This window comes from Frankia nepalensis (genome assembly GCF_016786325.1).
GTDB lineage: Bacteria > Actinomycetota > Actinomycetes > Frankiales > Frankiaceae > Pseudofrankia > Pseudofrankia nepalensis.
In genome coordinates this window covers 46,621-71,300 of record NZ_JADWYU010000083.1, presented here as the reverse complement: position 1 = coordinate 71,300, position 24,680 = coordinate 46,621, and the positions used below count along the sequence as shown (strand labels likewise).

Sequence of the window (24,680 nt, the reverse complement as noted above, 5' to 3'; positions counted from 1 at the left end):
ATGGTGGGTATGTGGGCGATCGGTATGCGGGTGATAGGTATGCCGGTGGTGAGGCGGCGGACGACAGGTATGCCGGTGACCGGGATGTAAGTGACCGGTATGCGGACGACAGGTATGTGGATGATCGGGATCCCGGTGGTGCGGCAGTGAACGACGGGTATGCCGGTGACCGGTATGTAGGTGACCAGTATGCGGACACCCGGTATGTGGATGGTTGGCGTGCGGATGGCCGTTACGCCATTAGTGAGACGGGCGACTGGGATACCGCTGACGGGCACGGCAGGCGCTAGGGGAACCGCGGGACGGTTTCGCGCCCGTCGCGGTGTGGATTTACCAAGCGGATTCATCAGTCTCGCGCGGATTGGTGGGATGACACAGGGTTTTGGCGGCCTGGCGTCGATGGGGCCTGCCGGCGAGGAGGCGGACACGGGATGCCCGCCCGCTGCGGGGCGGCCGGCCAGGTAGATCGATGAGGCGCCGAGAGGAGGTGCCGAACGGGAGCCGAGGGAGCACGTTCGATGACCGAACCCGCGTGGCCGGCGCAGACGCCACCCCCCCAGACCCCCGCCCGTCGGCTCATCCGGCAGCCGGACGACACCGGCGCGCTCGGCCGGGAGCCAGGCCCCGTCGAGCCCCGTGCTGTCGGGCTGGACGCCGTCGAACCGAGTGTCGCCGAACTGCCCGCCCGGCCGAGCCGGGCCGAGGGCCTGGCGCTGCTCGGCGAGTTCGCCGGGTCGGGCCTCGCGCGTCCCGTCTTCCTGGCGCGCCGCGCCGACGGCCAGGTCGTGGCGCTCACCGAACTGCTCGCGCGGATCGTGGAGGCGGCGGACGGTACCCGTGACGTCGCGGCGATCGCCGACGATGCCGGGCGGCGTTGCGCCCGCGCGGTGAGCGGCGCTGACGTCACCTACCTGCTGACCCACCGCCTCCTGCCGCTCGGCCTGATCGCCGCTCCGGGCGGTGTCACCCCGGCGCCGCGGGCCGCGGGGCTGTTCACGATCGCCGGCCGGCGTACTCTGCTCCCCGCGTCGGCCGTGTACCGGATCAGCGGTGTGTTCGCCGTGTTCTTCCGGCCGGCGGCCGTGACCATGCTGCTGGGCCTGCTGGTGGCCGCCGACGTCTGGCTGTTCGGCGGGCACAGCGTGCGGGACAGCGCCGCGATGGTGCTGGCCACCCCGTCGATGATCCTGGTGCTGGTCGGCCTCACGATCGCGTGCGCCTTGTTTCATGAGTGCGGCCACGCCGCGGCCTGCCGCTACGGCGGCGCGCGGCCAGGCGTGATCGGTTTCGGCATGTACCTCGTCTGGCCGGCCTTCTTCACCGACGTCACCGACTCGTACCGGCTGAGCCGCTGGGGGCGGCTACGGACCGATCTCGGAGGGATCTACTTCAACGGGCTCTTCGCGATGCTCGTGGTCGGGATCTACGCCCTCACCGGGGCCGAGGTGCTGGTGACGGCCGTGCTGCTCATCCACCTGGACGCGTTGCGGCAGCTCGCGCCGTTCGTCCGGCTGGACGGCTATTACATCGTCAGCGATCTCGTCGGAGTGCCGGACCTGTTCAACCGCATGGGTCCGGCGGTGCGGGCGGCCGGGCGCGTGGTGGTGCACGCGATCCCGTCCCGGCGCCGCGCCCGCGCGGGATCGGCGCCGGATCCGCGGCTGGCCGGCCTGACCAGGCGGGCCCGGTTCATGGTGACTGCCTGGGCGCTGTGCACCGCTCCGGTGCTCGCCCTGAACATCGTCATGCTGCTGGTCTACGCGCCCTTCGTGCTGCCCCGGACGGCCATGGCGGTGCGCGACGAGTTTGGGGGAGCGGGTCAGGCCCTGACGGAGGGAGCGCTGGTCACGGCGCTGGCCGGGGCCGTCGGCGGGGTGCTGGTCGCGCTCCCGGCGCTCGGGATGGTCTTCGTGCTCGTCCTGCTGGGCCGGCGGGTGACGCGGGGGGTTCGGGCACTGCTCGCGAACGGGCGCCGTCCCGGGCGTGGGCGGCCGGGCCGGCACCGGTCGCCCGTGGTGGCCCGCGGGCAGCGTGGCCGGCACCGGTCACCGGCGGTGCCCCGCGGCGCGCGCCCCGCCGTCCCGTCCGTGCCCGGACCGCGCTCGTCGCGGGCATCCTCGCCGGATGGCCGCCGGCGGGTGGCGCGGGTCAGCTCTCCGACGGGAGGAAGGGGTTGTCCCAGGTGTCGAGGGCGGTGACCTTGCCGACTGGCTTGCGACGGACCGGGCCGTGGTGGCCCTGGGGCCAGCCGACCGCGACCAGTGAGGCGATCTTCCAGGTGTCGGGGATGCCGACGACCGCGCGCAGTTTCTCCTCGCCGAAGGTGAACCACGTGCTGGGGACGGTGCCGAGGCCCTCGACGCGTGCCGCGAGCAGGAAGTTCTGCACGGCGGGGAAGATCGAGCCGGCCTCCAGGAAGTCACCGACGAAGCCCGTCGGCTCATGGCAGAACAGCACGTAGACCGGCACGTTCTCGAAGTTCTCGACGAGATGCAGCATCGTCCGGGTGATCCGGGCCGCCTTCGACGTGTCGTCGTCCGCCGGCCGCGGCTCGTAGCCGTAGATCTCGTTGCAGACCCAGTCCCACCCGGCCCGGAACGCCGGTCCCAGCACGGCGCGGACCTCGGGGGAGCGCAGCACGACGAACCGCCAGCCCTGCCGGTTGGAGCCGCTCGGCGCCCAGGTGGCCGCCTCCAGGCAGCGGGCCAGCACCTCGTCGGGCACCGGGTCCGGCCTGAACCGGCGCAGCGACCGCGCGGTCCGCATCGCCTCGTAGAGATCCATGCTCGGCGCGCCGGGTGCCTGCCCTGTCTCGCCCATGGCCAACCTCCTCGCGCCGCTCCGCCGCCTGGCCACACGAAACTGTAACTTCGACGTCGCAGTCAAACCGTTGCCGGCGGCACGCCGCCGGCGCGACCGCGCCGAGTCCGCCGTGGCAGCGGTCTCATCGTCTTGTCGCGTTGTCGTGTCGTCTTGTCGCGCGCGGAGGGGATCCGATGCCTGCCAGAAGGATCGTGCTGGCGTCGGGCTCGCCGCGCCGGCGCGAGCTGCTCGCGGCCATGGGCGTGCCGTTCGACGTCCTGGTCAGCGAGGTCGACGAGGCGGTCGACGAGCACAACGGCCCGCACGATGTCGCGCTGCGGCTGGCGCGGCGTAAGGCGCGCGCTGTGGCCGGGCGGGTCCCGGACGGGCTCGTCATCGGGGGCGACACGGTGGTGGAGCTGGCCGGACGCATCTACGGCAAGCCGGGAGACGCCCTCGAGGCCGCCGCGATGCTCGGCGAGCTGGCGGGCCGCGCGCACCAGGTGGTGACCGGGCTCGCCGTCGTCGACGCGGCGAGCGGCGAGCTTCGCGAGGCCGCGACGACCTCCGTCGTGCGGATGCGCCCGCTCGGCGCGGACGAGATCCGGGAGTACGTCGCCTCCGGCGAACCGTTCGACAAGGCCGGCGCCTACGCGATCCAGGGCCTGGGGCGCCGGTTGGTGACATCCGTCGCCGGCGACCTGGACAACGTCATCGGCCTGCCGACCGCCACGCTGCGCCGCCTGCTGGCCCACTTCGGCGTCTCGCTACCGGCCCCGGCCGGGCAGGAGGAGGCCCGTGGTTGACAGCCGCGGCCGGGCCCGCGCGCACGGCTTCCCGTTCGACGGCGTCCGCGGGCCGTTGGCGGCATCCCCGGGCCGTTCGACGCGATGACGCGATGACGCGACGGCCGGCGCGCCCTGGCCTTCCTCGTCGCCCGGGCCCTGGCCGCCCCGGTGGGCGGGCGGCTGTGTCGGGCTACGGCCCGTCGTCGGTGGCGCTGTAGGCGACGACGGACAGGAAGCGGATCGGCAGCGAGATCAGCTCCTGGGGGCCGTGGACGCCCTCGCCGTCGAGCTGGAGGGCGTCGCCGGGGCCCATGGTGTAGCTGGCGCCGCTGTGGCTGTAGACCATCTCGCCTTCCAGCATGTAGAGCAGTTCGGTGCCGGGGTGCTGGAAGAGCGGGAAGGTCTCGCTGCGCTCGGTAAGGGTGACCAGGTGTGCCTCCATCCGCTTGTGCGGGCCACGCAGGCCGCCGAGCAGGGTGTAGTCGTGGCCGACGCGGGTGCCGCGCGCGACGATGCGCCCGCCCGCGCCGGCGGGGGTGAAGACCGCCTCCCGCTGGTCGTCGGCGCCCCGGAACAGCGCGGTGACCGGCACGTCGAGAGCGTCGGCGAGCCGCGCCAGCGTGGTCAGGCTGCAGCTGGTGACGGCATTCTCGATCTTGGAGAGCATCGGCTTGGAGATGCCGCTGCGCGCGGCCATCTCGGCGAGCGTCAGCCCGGCCGCCAGCCGCAGGTGGCGCACCTGCGCGGCGATCAGCCGCTCCAGCCGGCCCTCCTGGACGGGCGCGTCGGCGTCGACCTCCCGCGGCGGGCGTTCCTCGTCCGGCCCGGGCCCAGGCGGGACCGGCTCCCGCCCGGCATCACTCATCCGAACCGCCCGTACTCATCCGAACCGTCCGTGATCGCCGGTGCCCTGGCCGGGGATCCAGCTGGTGCCGGCGAGCGGGACGCGGGCCATGGCGGCGGCCTCGATGGTGAGGGCGACGAGGTCCTCGGGCTCGAGGTTGCGCACGTGCGACTTGCCGCAGGCCCTGGCGATGGTCTGCGCCTCCATCGTCAGCACCCGCAGGTAGTTCGCGAGGCGGCGGCCACCTTCGACCGGGTCGAGCCGGGCGGCCAGCTCCGGGTCCTGGGTGGAGATGCCCGCCGGGTCGCGGCCGTCCTGGAAGTCGTCGTAGAAGCCGGCCGCCGAGCCGAGCTTCGCGTACTCGGCGGCGTGGCGCGGGTGGTTGTCCCCGAGCGCGATCAGCGCGGCGGTGCCGATCGCCACCGCGTCCGCGCCGAGCGCCATCGCCTTGGCGACGTCGGCGCCGGTGCGGATGCCGCCGGAGACGACGAGCTGCACCTTGCGGTGCAGGCCCAGCTCCGCGAGCGCCTGGACAGCCTGCGGGATCGCGGCAAGGGTCGGGATGCCGACGTGTTCGATGAACACGTCCTGGGTGGCGGCGGTGCCACCCTGCATGCCGTCGACGACGACGACGTCCGCGCCGGCGGCGACCGCGAGCTTCACGTCGTAGTAGGTCCGCGAGGCGCCGACCTTGACGTAGATCGGCTTCTCCCAGTCGGTGATCTCGCGCAGCTCCAGGATCTTGATGGCGAGGTCGTCGGGGCCGGTCCAGTCGGGGTGCCGGCAGGCGGAGCGCTGGTCGATCCCGGCCGGAAGGGTGCGCATCGCCGCGACCCGGTCGGAGATCTTCTGGCCCAGCAGCATGCCGCCGCCGCCGGGCTTGGCGCCCTGGCCGAGCACGACCTCGATCGCGTCGGCCTTGCGCAGGTCGGTCGGGTTCATGCCGTAGCGGCTCGGCAGGTACTGGTAGACGAGGTGCTTGGACTGGCCGCGCTCCTCAGGGGTCATGCCGCCGTCGCCCGTGGTGGTGGAGGTGCCGACCTCGCTCGCACCCCGCCCCAGGGCCTCCTTGGCCTGCGCGGACAGCGCCCCGAAGCTCATCCCGGCGATCGTGACCGGGATGGCCAGGCGCAGCGGGTATTTGGCGTTGCGGTCGCCGAGCACCACGTCGGTGTCGCAGCGCTCCCGGTACCCCTCCAGCGGGTAGCGCGACATCGACGCCCCGAGGAAGAGCAGGTCGTCGAAGTGCGGCAGCCGGCGCTTGGCGCCCCAGCCGCGGATGTCGTAGACGCCCGTCTCCGCCGCGCGCTGGATGCCGGCGATCGTCGCCCGGTCGAAGGTGTGCGACTCCCGGAGGCCGAGGGAGGCCTCCTGCCCGCTCATGACCGCCGGGGACGCCGTCGCCGGGGACGCTGTCGCTGGAGACGCTGTCGGCGGGAACTCCGTCATCGAACCCCTCCTTGCTAGTAGGCGGCCGAGTTGCCCGCGGCGAAGTGGTAGAGCCGCCGTGCCGAGCCGTAGCGGCGGAAGCGCTCGGGCGCGTACTCGCCCACCGGGTCGATCCCGGCCGCGGTGAGCAGTTCGGCGAGCTCGGCCCGGTGCTCGGCGCGCAGGTCCTTCTCGACGCAGTCGGCGCCCAGGCCGGCCACCGTGCCGCGGACGTAGATCCGCGCCTCGTAGATCGAGTCGCCGAGGCCGTCGCCGGCGTCGCCGCAGACGACGAGCCGGCCAGCCTGGGCCATGAACGCGCTCATCGGGCCGATGTCGCCGCCGACGACGATGTCGACGCCCTTCATGGAGATGCCGCAGCGCATCGACGCCGAGCCCTCGATCACGAGCAGGCCGCCGTGGGCGGTCGCTCCGGCCGACTGTGAGGCGTCGCCGCGCACCCGCACGACGCCCGACATCATGTTCTCCGCGACGCCGGTGCCGACGTTGCCCTGCACGGTGATCAAGCCGCCGTCGTTCATCCCGGCGCAGTAGTAGCCGGCGTGGCCGCGGACGTCGATCGTCAGCGGGGCGTGCACCCCCGCGGCGATCGCGTGCGCGCCCTGCGGCCGCAGGACCTCGTAGGACGTCGCCGTCGGGGCGTGCAGCTCGCTGTTGAGCGCGCGCACCGTGGTGACCCCGAGGTCGAAGGTGACCGTCCGCTCCGCGGTGCCCGCCGGCGCCAGGACGGTGGCCGGCTCGCTCAGGACCTCTGCTTCGCCTCCGCTCGGCGTCTCTGCTTCGCCGCGTCGCCCGCGCGCTCCGGCCTCATACCCGTACGTCGCATGAGACCTCCGCGCGCGTGCTTCTTCGCTCAGCGGCGCCATGCGTAGACCCTCTCCGGCTCGGGTTCGTAGATGCGGGCGGTGTCGATCCCGGGCAGGTCCGCCAGCGCCCGGAACTCCGAGGCCATCGCGACCCATGCGGGCGTTTCGGCGATGATCGCGGGCTTGCAGGCGATCGCGTCGCGCACGACCGCGAACCCGTCGTCGCTGGTGACGAGCAGCGTGTAGAAGCCGTCAAAGCGCTCGCACAGCAGCCGCAGCGCCTTGTCGAGGTCCGCGCCCTGGGCGAGCTGGGCGGCGACGAACCGGGCGCCGACTTCCGAGTCGTTCTCGGAGTCGAACCGGACGCCCTCGGCGGCCAGCTCCCGGCGGATCGTGGCGTGGTTGGCGAACGAGCCGTTGTGCACGAGGCACTGGTCCGGGCCGACCGCGTACGGGTGGCAGCCCTCGGGGTTGACGGCCGACTCCGTCGCCATCCGGGTGTGCGCCAGCCCCTGCCAGCCCTGGGCGTTCGCCAGGTCATAGGTGGCCGCGAGGGCGACGGGGTCGCCGATGCCCTTGTAGACGGTCAGGTCCCGGCCCGAGCCGACGACGAGGGCGGACGGGACGGCCCGGCGGACCGCGTCGACGAGCGTGTCGACGTCAACCGGGGCCGCCACGACGGTGGTGGCCCCGGCGGCGGTCACCAGCAGCTCGGGCGAGCCCGGCAGCGCCGCCCGCACCGCGGCCTCGAGGCCCGCCCGTGCCGGGTCGGTGCCTTCGCCGTCGACCGGCGCGCCACCGGCCGACCCCAGCAGCACCGACACGGCGGCGTGCCCCCGCGGGCAGCGGCGGCGGTCGCCGTACACGGCGACGCCGGCCGAGTCGGGACCACGCTCGACGACCTGGCGCAACATGGTCTCCAGCAGGCGGCCGAGCCGGGGGTACAGCTCGGGGTCGCGCAGGTGGAGCCCGACGATCCCGCACACGGGCCCGTTCTCCTTTCGATCGTCCTTGTCCGGTCGGCTGTGGGTCCGGTCGGCCGGTGTCGGCGCCAACCGGGGGAGGAGCCAGAAGGTCGTTCAGAAGGTCGTGAGGTAGTGGTCGTGTTCCCAGGGGCTGACGGTGGCGTGCCACTCGAAGAACTCCTCGCGCTTGAGCGCGGCGAAGTACTCCGACACCCCTGGCCCGGCCGCGTCCAGCCCGGCGGCCACGACGGGGTCGGCGCCCAGCGCCTCGACCGCGTGCAGCAGGGTCGGGGGCAGGTCGGGCCGCGCCGGCTCGCCCGCGGCCGCCGCGCCGGGGGTGCCCGGGTCGAGGGCGCGCTCGATGCCGTCCAGCCCGGCGGCGAGCGCGACCGTCATCGCGAGGTAGGGATTCGCCGAGCCGTCGCCGCCGCGCAGCTCGACGCGGTGGTGGTCCGGGATCCGCACGTAGTGGGTGCGGTCGTTGCCCCCGTAGGTGGCCTTGCGCGGCGCCCAGGACGCTCCCGAGCGGGTCGACGTCGCGCCGGTCCGCTTGTAGGAGTTGACGGTCGGCGCGAGCACCGCCTGCAGGGCGGGCGCGTGCTCGAGCACGCCGGCCAGGAAGCGGCGCGCGACGTCGGACAGCCCGAAGGGCGCCGCCGCGTCGGCGGCGGGGAACAGCGGCGTGCCGTCGTGCCACAGCGACAGGTGCAGGTGCAGCCCGGAGCCGGTGCGGTCGGCGAACGGCTTGGGCATGTACGTCGCGGTCATGCCGCGCCGCTCGGCCAGCACCGAGATCAGGTAGCGGGCGGTGATGACCCGGTCCGCGGTCGTCAGCGCGTCGGCGTAGGCGAAGTTCTGCTCGAACTGGCCGTTGGCGTCCTCGTGGTCGTTGGCGTAGTTCGACCAGCCGAGCGCGTTCATCGCCGTCGACACCTCGGTGAGGTGGTCGTACATCCGGGTCAGGCCGCGGGCGTCGTAGCACGGCCGCGGCGCGACGTCGCGCGGGTCGGCGAGCGCCAGCGCGCCGTCCGGGCCCCGGTTGACCAGGAAGTACTCGATCTCCGCGCCGGCGAACAGCTCGAGGCGGCGGCTGACGGCCCGCTCGAGCAGCGACTTGAGGATCACCCGCGGGGCGTAGTGCCAGGGCACCCCCTCGACGTGCGGGTCGCAGTGCACCAGCGCGAGGCCTTCCTTCACCCACGGCAGCGGGGTGTAGCTCGCCGCGTCCGGCATCGCGATCAGGTCCGGGTCCGACGGCTGCTGGCCGATCGCGCCCACGGCGTAGCCGGCGAACCCGACGCCGTCGGTGACCAGCTCGTCGACGGCCTCGATCGGCACCAGCTTGGCGCACGGCTTGCCGGTGAGGTCGACGAACATAGCGAGGATGAACCTGACCCCGTCCGCGCGGGCGCGGGTGGCGAGGTCCACCTCGGGGGTGGCCGTCGCGGCGGAGGCGGTGAGGGGGGCGGTTTCGTCGATCGTCACGTCAGGCTCCAGTGCTCCAGATCGAGTGGCTCCGGATGGACGGCGCGTCGACGCCCGCTGCCTGCCGCCGATCCGCATCGTAGCGAGAAACAAAGTATCGGTACAGGAAACTTCGCGGGTTACGCGCATATGACGGTTCGTGACATCCGTGTGACCATCTCGCCCGTCACGCCCGTTCCGTCACGCCCGGCGCGACGACCGGCCTTGGCGGTCGTGGTGTCCTAAGAAGGGAGTTCGGCGCCGACCGAGGCGTCCGGTGGCGGCGACGCGGGACACTTTTCGTGGTCCGCCCCGGTGTGGGCTGGTAGCAAGCCGGTATGCGGATTGCCACCGAGCGGGGCACGACGGTCGTCCTGCACGATCTTGGCGGCGTCGCCCCGGGAGCCGGGCCGGCGGTGCTGGTCTGCCACGCGACCGGGTTCTGCGGGCGGATGTACGCGCCGCTGGCCCGCCCGCTCGGCGGGCACGCCCATGTGTGGGCCCTCGACTTCCCCGGGCACGGGGAGACGCCGGCCCCGATGGACGGGAACGTCGCCTGGCGGGAATGGACGGCAGAGGTGGCGGCCGCCGTCGCGGCGGTGGGTGCCGCCGGCTTCGCGCCCGTGCACGCGGTGGGCCATTCGATGGGCGGGGCGATCGCGCTGCAGGCCGAGGCCGACCGGCCGGGCCTGTTCGCCTCGGCCTACCTCTACGAGCCGGTGGTCACCCCGGGCGCCTTCCCCGCGGCCGGGTCGAACCCGCTCGCCGCCGGCGCCCGCCGCCGTCGGGAGGTGTTCGCCTCGCGGGCGGAGGCGCTGTGGCGTTTCGCGTCGCGCCCGCCGCTCGGCGAGCTGACCGCCGAGACGCTCGCCGCCTACGTCGAGCATGGCTTCGAGGATCTGCCGGACGGCTCGGCGCGGCTGCGCTGCCGGCCGGAGCACGAGGCGCGCACCTTCGAGGGAAGCGGCGGGATCACCTACGGGACCGTGGCCGGCGCCAAGATTCCGGTCGTGATCGCCGCCGGCGGCGCCGGGCTCGAGCTGCCGCCCGCCTCGTTCAGTCCGGGGCTCGCCGCGGCGCTGCCGGCGGCCACGCGGGTGGTGCACGACCACCTGGGCCACTTCGGCCCGTTCCAGGCACCGGCCACCATCGCCGCCGCCGTCCTGGGCCAGATCGCCACCGGCTGACGCCGTCGCCCCCGTCCGTCACCCGAGCGCCCCGGCCGGCCTCCCGAGGCGCCCTGTTCTGAAGCCACGGTCCTCGGGAGAAGATGCGGTGGTGAGTGGTTTCGGGCTGGTCAGACCTCCGGCGCTCGCGAGCGCCACCCTCGGGCGCGACGAGGCCTTCCGGCTGGACCCCGAGCGCCAGAAGGAGACCTGGGCGACGGCGCGAGTCGTCGTCCTCGACACCGAGGGGCGCGCGCCGATCGTGCCGCCGGGGCCGCCGCGCGCCCGCCGCGCCGGCGAGGTCGGTCGGCCCGGCGCCGCGGCGCCGGAGGCGGAAGCCACCGCGGCCCGGCTGGTGACCCGGGCTGGCGCGGATCTGGCCGGCGCCCCGCCGGACGACGCGGTGCTGCTCGGCGAGACCGACGGGACCGTCTACTGGGCCGCCAGGGTCGACCACCCCCGGGAGGCGGGCCCCGCGGGGGAGGCGGGCGACGAGGCCGCCCGCTGGCTCAGTCTGGCCATGATCGGCGGCGACCTCGGGCCGCTGGACGCGGCGCTGCTGACCACGGCCATCGCCCTGCTCACCTGGCACGACCGCGCCCGGTTCTGCGCCCGCGACGGCTCGCCGACCCGGATGGCGAAGGCGGGCTGGTCGCGCGTCTGCGCCGCGGCGCGGCATGAGGAGTTCCCGCGCACCGACCCGGCGATCATCTGCCTGGTGCACGACGGCGCCGACCAGGTGCTGCTCGCCCGGCAGGCGACCTGGCCGGCGGGCCGCCTGTCGGTGCTCGCGGGCTTCGTCGAGGCGGGGGAGTCGTTGGAGGCCTGCGTCGCCCGCGAGATCGCCGAGGAGGTCGGCGTCGACGTCTCCGACGTCCGCTACCTGGGCAGTCAGGCATGGCCGTTCCCCCGCTCGCTCATGCTGGCCTTCCACGCCGTGGCGGACCCGGAGGTGCCGCTGTGGCCCGCCGAGGGCGAGATCGCCGAGGCGCGTTGGGTGCACCGCCGTGAGGTCCGGGAGGCCCTGGGCCGGGGCGACTGGCGGCGTACGACGGACGACGAGCCACCGCCGCTGCTGCTGCCGGGCGGCTCCTCGATCGCCCGCACCATGATCGAGTCGTGGGCGGCGGTCCCGCCGGCCGGGCTCCTGCCCCGCAGGATCATCGTCGACGACCTCACCGGGCCCGAGGTCGCCGCGTTCCTGCGGGAGCACATCGACGAGATGCGGGCCGTCACCCCGCCGCACAGCAAGCACGCGCTCGACCTGCCCGGTCTGCGCGTGCCCGAGGTGACCTTCTGGACGATGCTGGAGGGCGACACGATCGTCGCCACCGGCGCGCTCAAGGCGCTCGACGCGGAACACGCCGAGGTCAAGTCCATGCGTACGCATCCGGCGCGCAAGCGGCAGGGGATCGCCACGCTGATGCTCGAGCACCTCCTCGCCGAGGCCAGAAGGATGGGCTTTCGACGCCTGAGCCTGGAGACAGGGTCGTTCGCGTTCTTCGCGCCGGCGCGCGCCCTCTACGCGCGGCACGGCTTCGAGGCCCGCGGCCCGTTCGGGGACTATCAGGAGGACCCGAACAGCGTCTACCTGACGAGGACCATCTAAGGCGGGGACCCGCTGGCCGGAGGCGCTCCTGGCCGGGCATTTGCGATCAGCTGGCGCGGGCGCGCACCGTTGGCGTGGTCACACCGACGGCGGACGGCGCGGGGGGCGCCGCCCCTGGTCGCTACGCTCGAGAGGTCCCGTGGCCGGTCGGCGGCCGGGTTGGAAGGGGTCGCGGTGAACGCGCCCGAGTACACCTTGACGGAACTTTCCCGCGAGAGCCGCATGGGCGGCGCGGGGTCCGAGACGACGGACCGGGAGATCCCCCGGATCTCGCTGCGTGACTTCGAGGGCCGGCGTTCCGAGATCACCGACGAGCTGTGGTCGGCCGCGGCCGACATCGGGTTCTTTCAGCTCGCCGACCACGGCATCGACGCCGCCGAGATCGACGCGGCCTTCGCCGCCGCCGCGGCGTTCTTCGCGCTGCCGGACGCGGTGAAAGCCCAGCATGCACTGAAGAAGGGCCAGAACGCGGGCTGGGAGAAGCTGTCCCAGGTCCGCCCGTCGACGGGTACCGCGGACCAGAAGGAGTCCTTCCAGGTCACCAGGCCGCGGATGGCCGGGCTCTGGCCGGACGAGGCCGAACTCGCCGGGTTCCAGGCGACGATGCTCGGCTTCGAGCGTCGCTGCTGGGAGCTGGCGACGCGGGTGCTGTCCTGCTTCGCCGACCGGCTCGGCCTTCCCCGCGCCTTCTTCACCGCCGCCCACGACCCGGCACGCGCGACCTACCAGAGCACGCTGCGGCTGCTGCACTACCTGCCGCTCCCGCCCGGGCTGGCCGGCCAGCCCGGGATCTGGAGGGCCGGCGCGCACACCGACTTCGACTGCCTGACCCTGCTGTTCCAGCGGGCGGGCCAGGCCGGCCTGCAGGTCATGCCGGGCAAGGAGGCCGACGACGAGCGCTGGACGTCGGTCCCGGCGACGGCCGACGCGGTCACCTGCAACGTCGGCGACATGCTGATGCGCTGGAGCGACGACGCGCTGGCCTCCACCTTCCACCGCGTCCGCCTCCCCGGCGCCGGGGAGGACGCCGGCCCCCGCTACAGCATCGGTTTCTTCGCCCAGGCCAACACCGACGTCGTCATCTCCAGCCCGTCCGGCCGCTACCCGGACATCACCGCGGGCGACTACCTCCACCAACGCATCCAGGCCAACTTCGCCGGGTAGCCGTCCGCGCGCCCCGACCCGGCCGGGCCGCCCGGGTCCTGGCGCCTCCGGGCGTCCGTCGCCATCGCGCCGGACCCCGTCCACCTGGGCGGATCCGTCCGCGTGCCCCGCCGGTGACCGTCCGGCGCGGGGCCCGTCGGCGCCGGTTGTCGGGCGGCCTGCCGGGTACGGGCCGGCGTATGCCTGCAAGGACCCGCGAGGCGCCGTCCGGACCGGACAGGCCGCCGGGCGCGCGGGCCGGCGACGTCTGGCGGCCGGCCTACCCGCCAGACCCGCTGGCCGCGGCCGTCGTGCGCAGGGCGCGGTCCGCCGGGCCGGCACGGGGCCGGGAGGACCGCCGGCGGCGCGCGGCCCCGGCCAGACCCCGGGCGGCCCCGGCACGGCCCGTCGGGTGGGCGGCGGTGGTGCTGCCGGCGCTCACCCTGTTCGTGGTGATCGCGCTGGAGGTCAGCAACCAGCAGTGGACCATCCGCGAGCTCGCGGTGCTCAGCCCCATGGTCGCCGCGACGCTCGCCGGCCCCCGCCTGACCACGGTCTACGCCGTCGCGGCGGTCGCCACGGCGCTCGGGCTCGGCTGGTACGGCCAGCTCGACACGCCCGCGACGGGTGGCTGGACGGCGCAGATCGTCCGGCTCGGCGGGGTGGCGATCGGCGGTGTGATGGCGATCCTGGCCAGCCGGTACAACACCGGGCGGGAGACGACGCTCGCCAACGTCAGCCAGGTCGCGGAGGTCGCCCAGCGGGCGATCCTCGCGGACGTTCCCGCCGTGTCCCGGGAGGGCCTGCGGCTCGCGGTCCGCTACGAGAGCGCCACCGCGGGGGCGATGGTCGGCGGCGACCTCTACGAGGTGGTCGACAGCCGCTGGGGCACGCGGCTGCTGGTCGGGGACGCCCGCGGCAAGGGACTCGACGCGGTGCGGCTCGCCAGCAGGGTGCTCGGCTGCTTCCGGGTGGTCGCCCGCGGCCGGGCGGGGCTGCGTGAGGTCCTGCCCGATCTGGACGCCGAGGTGGCCGCCGTCGGCGGGTCCGACGACTTCGTGACCGGGGTCGTCGCGGAGCTCGGCGCGCGCCGGCTCGCGCTGGTCAACGCCGGCCATCCGGACCCGCTGCTGTGGCGGCGCGGCCGGGTCTGGCCGCTCGCCCCGCCCGACCGCCAGCCGCCCCTGGGCCTCGGCGCGGGCGCCGGGGGCGGCGCGGCCCTCGTCGAGGTGACGCTGGAGCCGGGCGACCAGGTGCTGTTCTACACCGACGGGATCGCCGAGGCGCGCGAACGGCGGACCGGCGCCTTCTTCCCCCTGCTGCCCGCGGCCGAGCACGCGTTCGGCGCCGCGAACACGCTGCAGGCGGTGCTCGCCGACCTGGTCCGCGCGGTCGAGGACTGGACTGGCTCGGCGCTGCGCGACGACGTCGCCCTGCTGGCCGTCCAGGTGCCGGCCGGCGGGCGGGCCCCGCCCGCGGCCGACCAGGCAGGGAGCGCCGAGAACGCCGGAAATGCCTACGCCAGAAATGCCGATGACACCAGAAATGCGGACGACGCCGAAAGGTAGACGACGTCAGGAAGCAGACGACGCCAGAAAGCGGGGACGAGGGTGATGACACCTTCCACCGATCTGGGCGTGCGCCTGCCCGAGCCGGTGCTCGACCACCGGCCGGGTGAGGACGTGCCGGAGACCGAGTTCATCGAGGCCGCGATGCGCTGGCATTTCGACCCGGACACCGGTTCGCCGTTCTGGCTGCGGGCGGCCGAACACCTGGACTTCGACCCCCGCCGGGACGTGCACGGCGTCGCGGACCTGGCGAGGTTCCCCAACCTGGTCGACCAGCTGCGGGACGTGCCGGCCTACGACCTCGTCCCGCGCGGCTACGGCCGGGACCCGGGGATCGCCGGGGTGTACGACAGCGGCGGGACGACCGGGCCGCCCAAGCGGGTGGTCTTCCTCGACGACTGGTTCGACTGGGCGGTCGAGTACAGCCTCGGCGAGCTCGCCGCCCGGCGCTGCCCCATCGGGGCCGACTGGCTGGCCGTCGTGCCGAGCGGGCCGCACATGTTCGGTGCCTTCATCCAGCGTCTCGCGCGCCGCCTCGGGCGGCTGCGCTTCACGATCGACCTCGACCCGCGGTGGGTGAAGCGCAGCATCGCCGAGGGCCGCGCGGACGAGGCCGACCGGTACGCCGACCACCTCATCGACCAGGCCCGCCACGTGCTGGCGACGCAGGACATCCGGGTCATGGTCATCACGCCGCCGCTCCTGGAGCGCCTCGCGCGGCACGACGACCTGGTGGAGCTCGTCAACGCCAAGGTCAAGGCGATCGAATGGGGCGGCGCGCACCTGGACGCCGACACCCGCTACCTGTTCCTGACCGAGGTCTTTCCCGGTATCGACCTCTACGGCCGGTACGGCAGCACCATGATCCTCGGCGGGGCGGTCGAGCGCCCCGGGCTCGCGGCGGACGATCCGTGCGTCTTCGACCCGCCGGCGCCCTACATCACGTTCTGGGTCGTCGACCCGGACACTCGTCGGCCGGTCGAGTACGGGGCGCGGGGCCAGGTGGTCATGAACCACGTGAGCCGGTCCGCGCTGCTGCCGAACAACCTGGAACGCGACGTCGCCACCCGGGTCGAGCCGCCGCCCGGATCGGCCCGGGTGGGCGACTCGGTCGCCGACGTGGCCCCGGTCAGGGAGTTCGGCGGCGAGACCGTCGTCGAGGGGGTGTACTGATGACCAGGCCGGGCAGCGGCGGCGTGGGGTCGGCGAGCCGGGCCGCCACCGTCGCCGGCGACGTTCCCCCCACCGGTGGTCCCACGACCGGCGCCCGTAAGGGCGCCGGCGCGGCCCCCGGCGCGGCGACGCCGCCCGGCGGTCCGCTCCACCTGGACGCGCTCGGTCCGGGCGGGCCCTTCCGGTCGCGGGAGCGGTTGACGATCAACGACGTGGCGGGCACGCCGATCGCCGAGCTGAGCCTGGTCCCCAGGCTGTTCGTACATCGCGCCATGGCCGCCCTGCGCCGGGCCGAGACGATGCCGGCCGACGAGCGGCTCGCGGCGCTGGCCCGCGCCGGCGAGGCGTTCGAGCACGGCGCGCCGGCCGGGATCACGACCGAGGAGTACACCCACCTGGTCAGCCGGATGTCCGGCATGCCGATCTCCGTGGTGCGTTCGGCCGTCCGGGGCATCGCGCGCAGCCTCGCGGGCGCCGGGCCGGACGCCCGGTGCGCCCGCCCGGCGGCCGCCGTCGAGAGCTGGAGCGACCCGGCGACCCGGCAGGGGAGCGCGGTCTGGACCCGGCGCGCCGACGTGTTCGCGGTCCACGCGGCCGGCAACCACCCGGGGGTGCACTCGCTGTGGCCGGAGGCGCTGGCCTACGGCTACCGGGTCGCCGTGCGGCCGTCGCGCCGCGAGCCGCTGACCCCGTACCGGCTGGTCACCGCGCTGCGCGACGCCGGCTTCGGCGCCGACCAGGTGGTGCTGCTGCCGACCGACCACGCCGTCGCCGACGACATCCTGCGGGAGGCGGACCTGTCGATGGTCTACGGCGGTGACGAGGTCGTCCGCAAGTACGGCCAGGTGGGCACCGTGCTGCCGCAGGGGCCGGGCCGGTCGAAGATCCTCATCTCCGGCGAGGACTGGCGGGCGCACCTGGACATGATCGTCGACTCGGTGGCCGACGAGGGCGGCACCGCGTGCGTGAACGCGACCGCGGTCTACGTGGAGGGCGACCCGACGCCGCTGGCCGAGGCGCTCGCCGAGCGGCTGGCCGCGATCCCGAGCCTGCCGCCGCAGGACCCCGGGGCCGTGCTGCCCACCCAGCCGGTCGACGCGGCGCGGGCCGTGGAGAGGTACCTGCTCGACCACGCCGGCGACGCCACCGCCTGGCTGGGCGGCGACGGGGTCGTCGACCCGCTGCCCGGAGGCGGCGCCGTGCTGCGCCCCGCGGTCTTCCAGGTGGGCCGCGCCGACGCCCCGCAGACCGGCATCGAGCTGGGCTTCCCCTGCGTCTGGGTGGCGCCGTGGTCGGCGGCCGACGGCGTCGGGCCGCTGCGGGACACGCTGGTGCTCACCGCGATCACCCAGGACGACCTGCTCGTGAACCGGCTGGTCGAGGACCCGTCGATCAGCAACGTCTACCTGGGTGACCACCCGACCTACTGGATGCGCCCCGACATCCCGCACGACGGGTACCTCGGCGAGTTCCTCATGCGCACCAAGGCCGTCATCCGCGACTGACGACGTCCGGCGGCCCGCCGGCAGGCACACGCGCGGGGCGTCACCGCCCCGGAGGCGGACCCAGGGGGCGCGACCGGCCAGGCGGAGGTGAGACCGCGGGCGGTTCCGGGGCGGGCGGTTCCGGGGCGTCGTCGAGGTAGGCGGCGGCCTGGAGGGTGAACAGCTCGGCGTACTGGCCGGCCAGGGCCATCAGTTCGCGGTGGGTGCCGGACTCGGTCAGACGGCCGTCGTCGAGGAAGATGATCCGGTTGGCCTGGCGCACCGTGGAGAAGCGGTGCGAGATGTAGAACGCGGTGCGGCCCGTCGCCAGGGCGCGCAGCCGGGCGAACAGGTCGTGCTCGGCACGGGCGTCGAGCGCGGCGCTCGGCTCGTCGAGGACGAGGATCTGGGCGTCGCGCATGAATCCGCGCGCGAGGGCGAGCTTCTGCCACTGGCCGCCGGACAGGTCCACACCTTTGCCGAACCAGCGGCCAAGCGCCGTGTCGTAGCCGTACGCCAGCGCCCGCACGAACTCGTCCGCGCCGCCGGCCTGCCCGGCTCGCTCCACGCGAGGCCGGTCGGCCAGGCGGGCGAGGTCGCCCAGGCCGATGTTCTCCGCCGCGGTCGCCTGGAAGGAGACGTGGTCCTGGAACACCGCGCTGATCTGGGAACGTAGCTCGTCGGCGTCCACGTCGGCGATGTCGACGCCGTCGACCAGGATCCGACCGCTGTCCGGGGAGTAGAGCCGGCAGAGCAGCTTGATCAGGGTGGACTTGCCGGCGCCGTTACGGCCGACGATCGCGATGGTCTCCCCGGGGGCGACCTCGAAGCTGACATCGGTCAGCGCCGGCTCCCCGGTGCCCGGGTAACGAAACGAGACGCCCTCGAAGACGACGTGGCCGCGCAGGGGCGTGGGCAGCGGGACCGGCTGGAACGGCGGCACGCCGGTCGGCGCCAGCCCGCTGTGTCGCTCGTCGACCTGTTCCGGCCCGCCGGTCGTCCCGCCGGCGCGGCCGCGGTCGCGCGGTGCCGGGATGACGGCGGCCAGCGACGACGGGTCCGCCGTCGTGGCCGGCTGAGAACCTGGCTTCTCTAGGGAGACCGCGCCGTGGACGGCGGCCGTCGGCGGCGGAGCCACCGCCGCCGTGGCCACCGCCGCCGCGGAGGACGACGCGCGCGCCGCCTGCCGCAGAGCCTGCTGTTCTTTCTCGGTCGGCGTCGCCATCAGGCGGTACAGGTCGTCGACGTAGAGGTTGTTCTCGTACATCGACGTCAGCGCGGACAGGATCGCCGAGACACTGCTCTGCACGCTGGAGGCCGCGGCGCCGTAGAGGGTCAGGTCTCCGAGGGAGAGCCGGCCCGCCGCCGCCTGGAGCGCGACATAGAGGTAGCTGCCGGATCGGGCCAATACGTCCAGCATCGACCAGCCGAGTTCGGCCAACTGACGCCGGATCGCTAGCTCCCTCAGCTTCTTGTCGTAGTTTGCCGACAGGAGCCGATACCGCTCCACCAGGTAGGGCCCCAGGTTGAAGATCTTGATTTCCTTGGCGTCGCTGTCGGTGGTCAGCAGCCGCTGCAGATACCAGATCCGCCGGCTAACCGGCGAGGTCCAGCGGCTGCGCGCATATGTCCACTGGCCGTACCGGGTGTCCACGATGAAGGCCGGGATGGGCGCCGCGAGCACGATGAGTCCGAGCCAAGGGTTCAGACTGATCAGAAGCCCGATCATGCTGACGAAGGTGACGACCGTCTGGAGCAGCCTGAAGAACGTCGTCAGCGTGCTGAACGGCCGCGAGCCCTGGCTCGCGGCTCGTTGCAGCAGGTCGTAGGACTCGGACTGCTCGAAGAAGGTGAGCTCCAGTTGGCTCGCCTTCTCGGCGACCATCGTCTCCACGGTCAGCGTCAGCCGATCGGACAGGACCCGCTCGACGACGAAGCGCGCCGCGCCGACGAGCTCGTCCAGCACGTACACCACGAACTGGGTCACGGCGAGCCAGAACACCACCTGGACGCCGGTCAGGGTGGCGATCTGCGGATCCCCGGGCAGCGGCAGGATCAGCGGCGACTGGTCGGGCCCACCGGCCGTACGGATCCCGACCGCGCGCACCACGGCGTCGACGAGGAGACGGGCCGTCGACGCCGTCAGCACCGGGAAGAGGCCGACCACGACGGTGAGCACGGCGAGCAACACCGTCGCCGAGGGGCTGGCGCGCCAGCACAGGCTCAGGACCCGGGGCAGCCCGGCGACGGTCGCCGCGGCGCCCGAGGCCGCCTTGCGCAGCCGTCCGCGCCACGAAAGCCGCGGCTGCGGCGGCGGGTCCGGGATGTCGACCGGTCCGCTGAGGCCGGTCGGCAGCCCGGATTCGTCGAACTCCGGAGTGCCGCGTGGGCGAGAACGGCGCCTTCCCGGCATGCAACCCCCCGTGTAGTTGCTTGCGGTTCATCCTCTCCTTTACGGGCGTCCTGGTCCGTGACTTCTTGACATGGCCGGCTGCGCCCGAAGCCACGCGCGCGGGCCGCCGGCGGCGATGGTCGACACACAGGGGTCGACGCACAGCGTGTCGACACACAGGGGGCCGACGCCCAGGGGGTCGGCGCATAGGGGGCCGTTCGACCGTCAGGCCGCTGCCAGGCGGAAAGCGACGAGGAGCATGGTCAGGGCGATGAGCAGGTCGATCACCTGCCAGGTCCGCGGACTGGCGAGTATCGCGGAAGCCAGCCGGGCGCCGTAGCCGAGGCACGTGAACCACGCGGTGCTGGCCAGCCCGGCGCCGACGGCGAACCACCAGCGTCCCGTCGGCCCCTCGTGCGTCGCGACGGTGCCGAGCAGCAGCACGGTGTCCAGGTACACATGCGGGTTCAGCCAGGTGAACGCCACCGCCCGCGCGGCGGCGGCGGCACGGCCCCGGCCGTGCCGGGCCGGGGCGGCCGGCCGCGTCGGCGCCACCCGGGATCCGGCGGCGGGAACGCCTACCAGCCGGTCGTCCGCCAGCCCGCCCGGCCGCTCGCCCTCGCCGGTCGGATCCCCGGCCGGCTCGGCGGCGCGCAGCGCGGCCGGCCGGCGCGCGCGTCGCAGCGAGCCGACGGCGAACCACAGCAGGAAGGCCACTCCGAACCAGCGCACCGCGGCCAGCACGGTCGGCGACCGGGTGAGCAGGCCGCCGACCCCGCCGACCCCGGCGACGATCAGGATCAGGTCCGACACCGCGCAGATCGCGACGACCGTGCCGACCCATTCCCGGGCGAGTCCTTGTCGCAGGACGTACGCATTCTGGGCACCGATCGCGACGATCAGCGAGAACGCCGTCAAAAGGCCGGCAACGGCGGAATCAAGCACGACAGCCCACGCTAGGTTCCACACCTGCTGAAGGCCAGTGAAAGTTTCTTCAGAAAGTTTAGTATCCCTGCATGGATCCGGCCCAGGACCTCGAGCTGCCGCCGGCCCAGCTCGCCACGCTCATCGCGATCGCGGAGCTCGGCAGCTTCGACGCCGCGGCCCGGCACCTGCGGGTGACCCCGAGCGCGGTCAGCCAGCGGATCCGCGCGTTGGAGTCGGCCACGGGCCAGGTGCTGGTCGCGCGCTCCACCCCCTGCCTGCCGACCGCGGCCGGCGAGGTGCTGCTGCGCCTCGCCCGCCAGACCCGGCTGCTGCACGCCGAGGCGCGCGAGGCACTCGGCGGCGGCCGGGCCGCCCGGACGGAACTCGCGGTGGCCGTGAACGCGGACTCGCTCGCGACCTGGTTCCGCGCCGTCCTCGCCGACGCCGCCGGGTGGGACGGCGTCGCGCTGCGCCTGCACGTCGAGGACCAGGCCTTCTCCGCCGGCCTGCTGCGCGCCGGGGACGCGCTCGCGGCCGTGACCAGCGACCCGGTGCCGGTCCAGGGCTGCCGGGCCGAGGCGCTGGGCGCGATGCGCTATCACCCGGCCGCCACCCCGGCCTTCGCCGACCGCTGGCGGGAGCGCGCCAGGCAGGCAGGCGGCGCCGACGACTATGACTGGGCCCGGATGCCGCTGGTGGTGTTCAACGAGAAGGACGACCTCCAGCACGAGCTGCTTCGCCGCCGGGGCGTCGCCACGGTCCCGAGGGCGCACCGGGTGCCGACGTCGGCGGACTTCCACGCGGCGATCCGGCTGGGCCTCGGGTGGGGCATGCTGCCGGAGGCCCAGCTGCTCGGGGACCTCGCCGCCGGCCGGCTCGTCACCCTCACCGACGCCTGCCTCGACGTCCCGCTGCACTGGCAGCGCTGGCGCCTGGACTCCCCGTTGCTGGCCCGGCTGACCGACGCCGTCCGGACGAGCGCGCGGGCGCGGCTACGTCGGTAGCGGGCCCTCGCCGTGACCGGCCCGGTGGCGGCTACCCACGGTGGGTGGGCCCTGCCGTGGGGTGTTTCCCCGGCCACGGGCCAGGGGAGGTCGCGGACCGCGACCGTCACGGGGAGTGACCGGACGGTCGTCGAGCTGGCGGGCCGCCGTCCTGGTCCGCGTCCACCGACGGGAAGGCCGACGTCCCGTGATTCGACGCTTCGTGAGTGGAAGTCCTGTGAAGTGGTCCTGGCGGGCGCGGCTGTCCAGCGCGCTCGCGCTGTCGTCGCTGTCCGTCGCCGGGCTCGCCGGCCCGGCGGAGGCGGCCGCGCCCACCCTCGCGACGTCGCCGGCCATGGGCGGGCTGTCCGCGTGGACGGCGTGTGGCGACGGGCTGGAGTGCGCGAAGCTGCCCGTCCCGTTGGACCACGCGCACCCGGCCGCCGGGACGATCGAGCTCGCGCTGATCCGTCGTCCGGCGGCGGACCCGGCGCGTCGGATCGGGTCCCTGGTCTATCTGGAGGGCGGGCCGGGGGTCTCCGGGGTCGACACCATCCGGACCTCCCCGGACCTGTTCGACGAGCCGGTGCGCGACCGGTTCGACATCGTCGGGTTCGACCAGCGGGGCGTCGGCCAGAGCGCCCCCGTCCACTGCCTGACCGACGAGGAGAAGGCCGCCTATCTTGCCTCGGTCGCGCATCCGCGGGCCGTAAGCGTGGCGCCGTCGCGCAGCGGCAGCCTGGCGGCCGCCAGGGCGCCGGCCACCGGGGCGGCGGACGACGAGGACCTCCCGGCGGGGTTCGACGAGACCGTCGAGGCGTACCGCCAGATCGTCGCGGGCTGCGAGCGCCTGAGCGGGCCGCTGCTGCCCTACCTGTCGACCGAGGCCGCTGCCCGTGACCTCGACCTGCTGCGCGCCGCGCTGGGCGAGCCCAGGCTCACCGCCTACGGCGCCTCGTACGGCACCGAGCTGGGCGTCACCTACGCCGCGCTCTTCCCGACCCGGCTGCGCGCCCTGGTGCTGGAGGCGGTGCTCGACCCGGCGCAGTGGACCAACGACCCGCTGGGGCACGTCCGGCTGCAGGCGATCGCGTTCGACGCGGCGCTCGACGCCTTCTTCGCCAGCTGCGCGCGCGACCCCGAGTGTGGTTTCGGCCACGGCGACCCGGCGGGCGCCTACGACCGGCTGATGGCCCGGCTCGCCGAGAAGCCGATCTACGCGCGCGGCAAGGAGGTCGACACCACCACCCCGGTCGACGCGTCGGTAGCGATCTCCGCCGTCCTGGAACTGCTCTACAGCGAGCAGCTGTGGCCGATCCTCGCGCTCGGGCTGGAGCTCGCCGACGACTACGACGACGGCTCGGTGCTGCTCGCGACCCAGGAGGAGTCCTCCGGCGAGCGGGACGACGGGACCTTCGACAACTCCTTCGACGCCCAGATCGCCATCGACTGCGCCGACCAGAACTACCCGACCGACCTGGCCGTCTACCGCCGCTTCGCCGCTGATCTCGCCCGCGAGGCCCCGCGGTTCGGCCCGGTGCTCGCGCTGGGCAGCGTGACCTGCGCGTTCTGGCCCACGCCTTCGGCCTCCCGCTACACCGGACCGTTCCAGGCGCCGGGAGCCCCGCCGATCCTGCTGCTGGGCACCACCGGCGACCCGGCGACGCCCTACCAGGAGGCCCTGTCGACGGCGGCCCAGCTCGGTGACCGCGCCGTCCTGCTGACCTGGCGGTCCTACACGCACGGCGCGTATGCCGACTCGAGCTGCGTCCGTGAGGCGACCGACCGTTACCTGATCGACCTGATCACCCCCAGGCCAGGCACGGTCTGCGATGACTGACGCCCGCCCAGGTGCCGGTTTTCGGAGCGGATGGTCAGCGCGGCTCGAGTCGCTCGGTGTCCACCCCGCCGAAGCTCGCGGTGTGGTGGCTGATGACCGGGTCGGTGACGCCGTGCGGCGAGGCGAGGCCGGCGAGGTCCCAGCCGGCCCGCCGCGCCCCGGCCTGGTAGGCGCTCTCGTAGAACTCCAGCGCGGCGGCCTTGCGGTCCGGGCTGTCCGCCAGCGCCGCCAGCGGCAGGACCGCCAGGTGGCTGCCGCCCCGGGCCCGCCACCCGGCGGCCCCGATGGGGCGCAGCGGCTCGTCGGCCAGGCCCGCGGGCTCCGGCGCGGTGTACGAGTAGAACGCGGGCTCGGGCAGCTCCTCGTCGCCGAACCAGAAGCCGAAGCTGATCACCTCTCGCGAGTAGGCCTCCCGGGTGACCGGGTCGACGTCGCGGCTCTGGTCGACCTCCCGGTCGCCGAACCGGGTGTGCGCGATGTCGAAGGTGTGCCAGAAGTGGTGCACGGGGCTGACCTTGCCGCAGAAGCCCTCGGCGAACTCCTCCAGCAGCAGGTTCACCTGGCTGAGGGTCTGCCAGTAGCGCGTCACCTTCGCCGGGTCGTAGGCCGCGTGCTCGGTGTCGTCCTCGAACGGCCGGCGGGAGTCCCGCAGGTCGAACGGGTGCGGATGCTCGAGGTGCACCTTCACCCCGAGGGCGCCCAGCGCGTCCATCGTCCGGCGGTAGAACGAGGCCACCGACCGCTCCGTCAGCGGGAAGGAGATCGACTCGCCGTCCAGGGCGTGGACCAGCAGCTCGTGCCCGACGAAGTCGAAGTCCATGGTGAAGATCGGGTTGCCGTCCACCTGCCCCATCGGCCGCGTGGTCAGGCCGCGGCCGGTCACGTAGAACGGGACGTTCCACCAGTGGTTGCGGCGAGGGCTCGCGGCCAGCCGGATCTTGCCGACCACCTGCAGATAGCGGTGCAACGTCTCCTTGGTGTCGGCCCACGACGACAGCGGTAGCGGTGCCAGCGTCTCGACCATCGGGAAACCTCCTCGCCTGGAGACCCCGTCGCCTCGAGAACCTGGCAGATCGAGAACCTGGTGGCTCGAGAACTGGCCGGCCTCCTGGGTGCCCTTCGACGTGTCCTGGCGAATCCAGATGAGTGTCATTCTGGGTGCCGACCGTAATCGCCGCATCTCGGGGAGGCGGCCGGGCGCCGCCCGGCGTGCGCCGGAACGCGTGGTGGGATCACCGGGCGTGGTGTGAGATCAGACCGGAATGGTTGATCCGCCT

The 24,680-nt window shown here is 73.9% G+C and carries 20 protein-coding genes; 10 read left to right on the top strand and 10 right to left on the bottom strand.

Going from position 1 to position 24,680, the window contains the following annotated elements; genetic code table 11:
- On the bottom strand, window positions 1-278 hold a 278-nt coding region (locus I6A81_RS42975), incomplete at its 3' end, for a hypothetical protein (RefSeq protein WP_238438132.1).
- Window positions 279-518: 240 nt separating this feature from the next.
- Between I6A81_RS42975 and I6A81_RS04075 the strand changes: the two genes are divergently transcribed.
- Window positions 519-2,198, top strand: a complete 1,680-nt coding sequence (locus tag I6A81_RS04075) for a hypothetical protein (protein ID WP_238428823.1) — start codon at window positions 519-521, stop codon at window positions 2,196-2,198.
- Here I6A81_RS04075 and I6A81_RS04070 read toward each other — a convergent pair.
- A complete protein-coding gene (locus I6A81_RS04070) occupies window positions 2,149-2,820 on the bottom strand; it encodes a nitroreductase family protein (protein ID WP_203002327.1) in 672 nt (223 codons plus the stop codon). The genes I6A81_RS04075 and I6A81_RS04070 overlap by 50 nt on opposite strands.
- A gap of 176 nt (window positions 2,821-2,996) precedes the next feature.
- Here I6A81_RS04070 and I6A81_RS04065 point away from each other — a divergent pair, with 176 nt between their 5' ends.
- Window positions 2,997-3,608 carry a Maf family protein gene (locus I6A81_RS04065; protein WP_203002328.1) on the top strand — a complete coding sequence of 204 codons (612 nt, stop codon included), beginning with the start codon at window positions 2,997-2,999 and terminating at the stop codon, window positions 3,606-3,608.
- 172 nt (window positions 3,609-3,780) lie between these two features.
- Here the strand turns inward: I6A81_RS04065 and I6A81_RS04060 are convergent, their stop codons facing one another.
- The 5 genes from I6A81_RS04060 to glnT form a co-directional block, all read right to left on the bottom strand.
- Window positions 3,781-4,455 carry a helix-turn-helix domain-containing protein gene (locus I6A81_RS04060; RefSeq protein ID WP_238428824.1) on the bottom strand — a complete coding sequence of 225 codons (675 nt, stop codon included), beginning with the start codon at window positions 4,453-4,455 and terminating at the stop codon, window positions 3,781-3,783.
- Between the two features lie 15 nt (window positions 4,456-4,470).
- The gene (locus I6A81_RS04055; RefSeq protein WP_203002350.1) at window positions 4,471-5,817 is read right to left on the bottom strand and encodes an FMN-binding glutamate synthase family protein; all 1,347 of its coding nucleotides are present in this window, start codon (window positions 5,815-5,817) and stop codon (window positions 4,471-4,473) included.
- Window positions 5,818-5,897: 80 nt separating this feature from the next.
- Window positions 5,898-6,749, bottom strand: a complete 852-nt coding sequence (locus tag I6A81_RS04050; RefSeq protein ID WP_238428826.1) for a glutamate synthase — start codon at window positions 6,747-6,749, stop codon at window positions 5,898-5,900.
- Entirely contained in the window at window positions 6,737-7,675 is a 939-nt protein-coding gene (locus I6A81_RS04045; RefSeq protein ID WP_203002329.1) for a class II glutamine amidotransferase domain-containing protein, read from the bottom strand. The genes I6A81_RS04050 and I6A81_RS04045 overlap by 13 nt, the downstream gene beginning before the upstream one ends.
- A 93-nt stretch (window positions 7,676-7,768) precedes the next feature.
- On the bottom strand, window positions 7,769-9,139 hold the full coding sequence (gene glnT / locus I6A81_RS04040) for a type III glutamate--ammonia ligase (RefSeq protein WP_203002330.1): 1,371 nt from the start codon (window positions 9,137-9,139) through the stop codon (window positions 7,769-7,771).
- 317 nt (window positions 9,140-9,456) lie between these two features.
- On the opposite strand from glnT, the gene I6A81_RS04035 reads away from it, so the two are divergent.
- From I6A81_RS04035 to I6A81_RS04005, 6 genes are all read left to right on the top strand, one after another.
- Complete coding sequence (locus I6A81_RS04035) at window positions 9,457-10,305, top strand: alpha/beta fold hydrolase (protein WP_203002331.1); 849 nt, start codon at window positions 9,457-9,459, stop codon at window positions 10,303-10,305.
- 91 nt (window positions 10,306-10,396) lie between these two features.
- The gene (nudC, locus tag I6A81_RS42970) at window positions 10,397-11,893 is read left to right on the top strand and encodes an NAD(+) diphosphatase (protein ID WP_307874461.1); all 1,497 of its coding nucleotides are present in this window, start codon (window positions 10,397-10,399) and stop codon (window positions 11,891-11,893) included.
- 174 nt (window positions 11,894-12,067) lie between these two features.
- A complete protein-coding gene (locus I6A81_RS04020) occupies window positions 12,068-13,057 on the top strand; it encodes a 2-oxoglutarate and iron-dependent oxygenase domain-containing protein (protein WP_203002332.1) in 990 nt (329 codons plus the stop codon).
- A gap of 179 nt (window positions 13,058-13,236) precedes the next feature.
- On the top strand, window positions 13,237-14,604 hold the full coding sequence (locus I6A81_RS04015; protein WP_203010101.1) for a PP2C family protein-serine/threonine phosphatase: 1,368 nt from the start codon (window positions 13,237-13,239) through the stop codon (window positions 14,602-14,604).
- A gap of 45 nt (window positions 14,605-14,649) precedes the next feature.
- The gene (locus tag I6A81_RS04010) at window positions 14,650-15,777 is read left to right on the top strand and encodes a phenylacetate--CoA ligase family protein (RefSeq protein WP_203002334.1); all 1,128 of its coding nucleotides are present in this window, start codon (window positions 14,650-14,652) and stop codon (window positions 15,775-15,777) included.
- Window positions 15,777-17,282 carry an aldehyde dehydrogenase family protein gene (locus tag I6A81_RS04005; protein WP_203002335.1) on the top strand — a complete coding sequence of 502 codons (1,506 nt, stop codon included), beginning with the start codon at window positions 15,777-15,779 and terminating at the stop codon, window positions 17,280-17,282. Before I6A81_RS04010 ends, I6A81_RS04005 begins: the two co-directional genes overlap by 1 nt.
- Window positions 17,283-17,322: 40 nt before the next feature.
- On the opposite strand, the gene I6A81_RS44685 is transcribed toward I6A81_RS04005, so the two are convergent.
- Both I6A81_RS44685 and I6A81_RS03995 read right to left on the bottom strand, forming a co-directional pair.
- Window positions 17,323-19,674, bottom strand: a complete 2,352-nt coding sequence (locus I6A81_RS44685; protein ID WP_203002336.1) for an ABC transporter ATP-binding protein — start codon at window positions 19,672-19,674, stop codon at window positions 17,323-17,325.
- A gap of 204 nt (window positions 19,675-19,878) precedes the next feature.
- Window positions 19,879-20,598 (bottom strand): LysE/ArgO family amino acid transporter, encoded by a 720-nt coding sequence (locus I6A81_RS03995; protein WP_307874460.1) that lies wholly within the window; start codon window positions 20,596-20,598, stop codon window positions 19,879-19,881.
- 71 nt (window positions 20,599-20,669) lie between these two features.
- Here I6A81_RS03995 and I6A81_RS03990 point away from each other — a divergent pair, with 71 nt between their 5' ends.
- Entirely contained in the window at window positions 20,670-21,584 is a 915-nt protein-coding gene (locus I6A81_RS03990) for a LysR family transcriptional regulator ArgP (RefSeq protein WP_203002338.1), read from the top strand.
- Between the two features lie 202 nt (window positions 21,585-21,786).
- Entirely contained in the window at window positions 21,787-23,403 is a 1,617-nt protein-coding gene (locus I6A81_RS03985; protein WP_307874459.1) for an alpha/beta hydrolase, read from the top strand.
- 34 nt (window positions 23,404-23,437) lie between these two features.
- Here I6A81_RS03985 and I6A81_RS03980 read toward each other — a convergent pair whose 3' ends face one another.
- Complete coding sequence (locus I6A81_RS03980) at window positions 23,438-24,427, bottom strand: DUF5996 family protein (protein WP_203002340.1); 990 nt, start codon at window positions 24,425-24,427, stop codon at window positions 23,438-23,440.
- Window positions 24,428-24,680 lie beyond the last annotated feature (253 nt).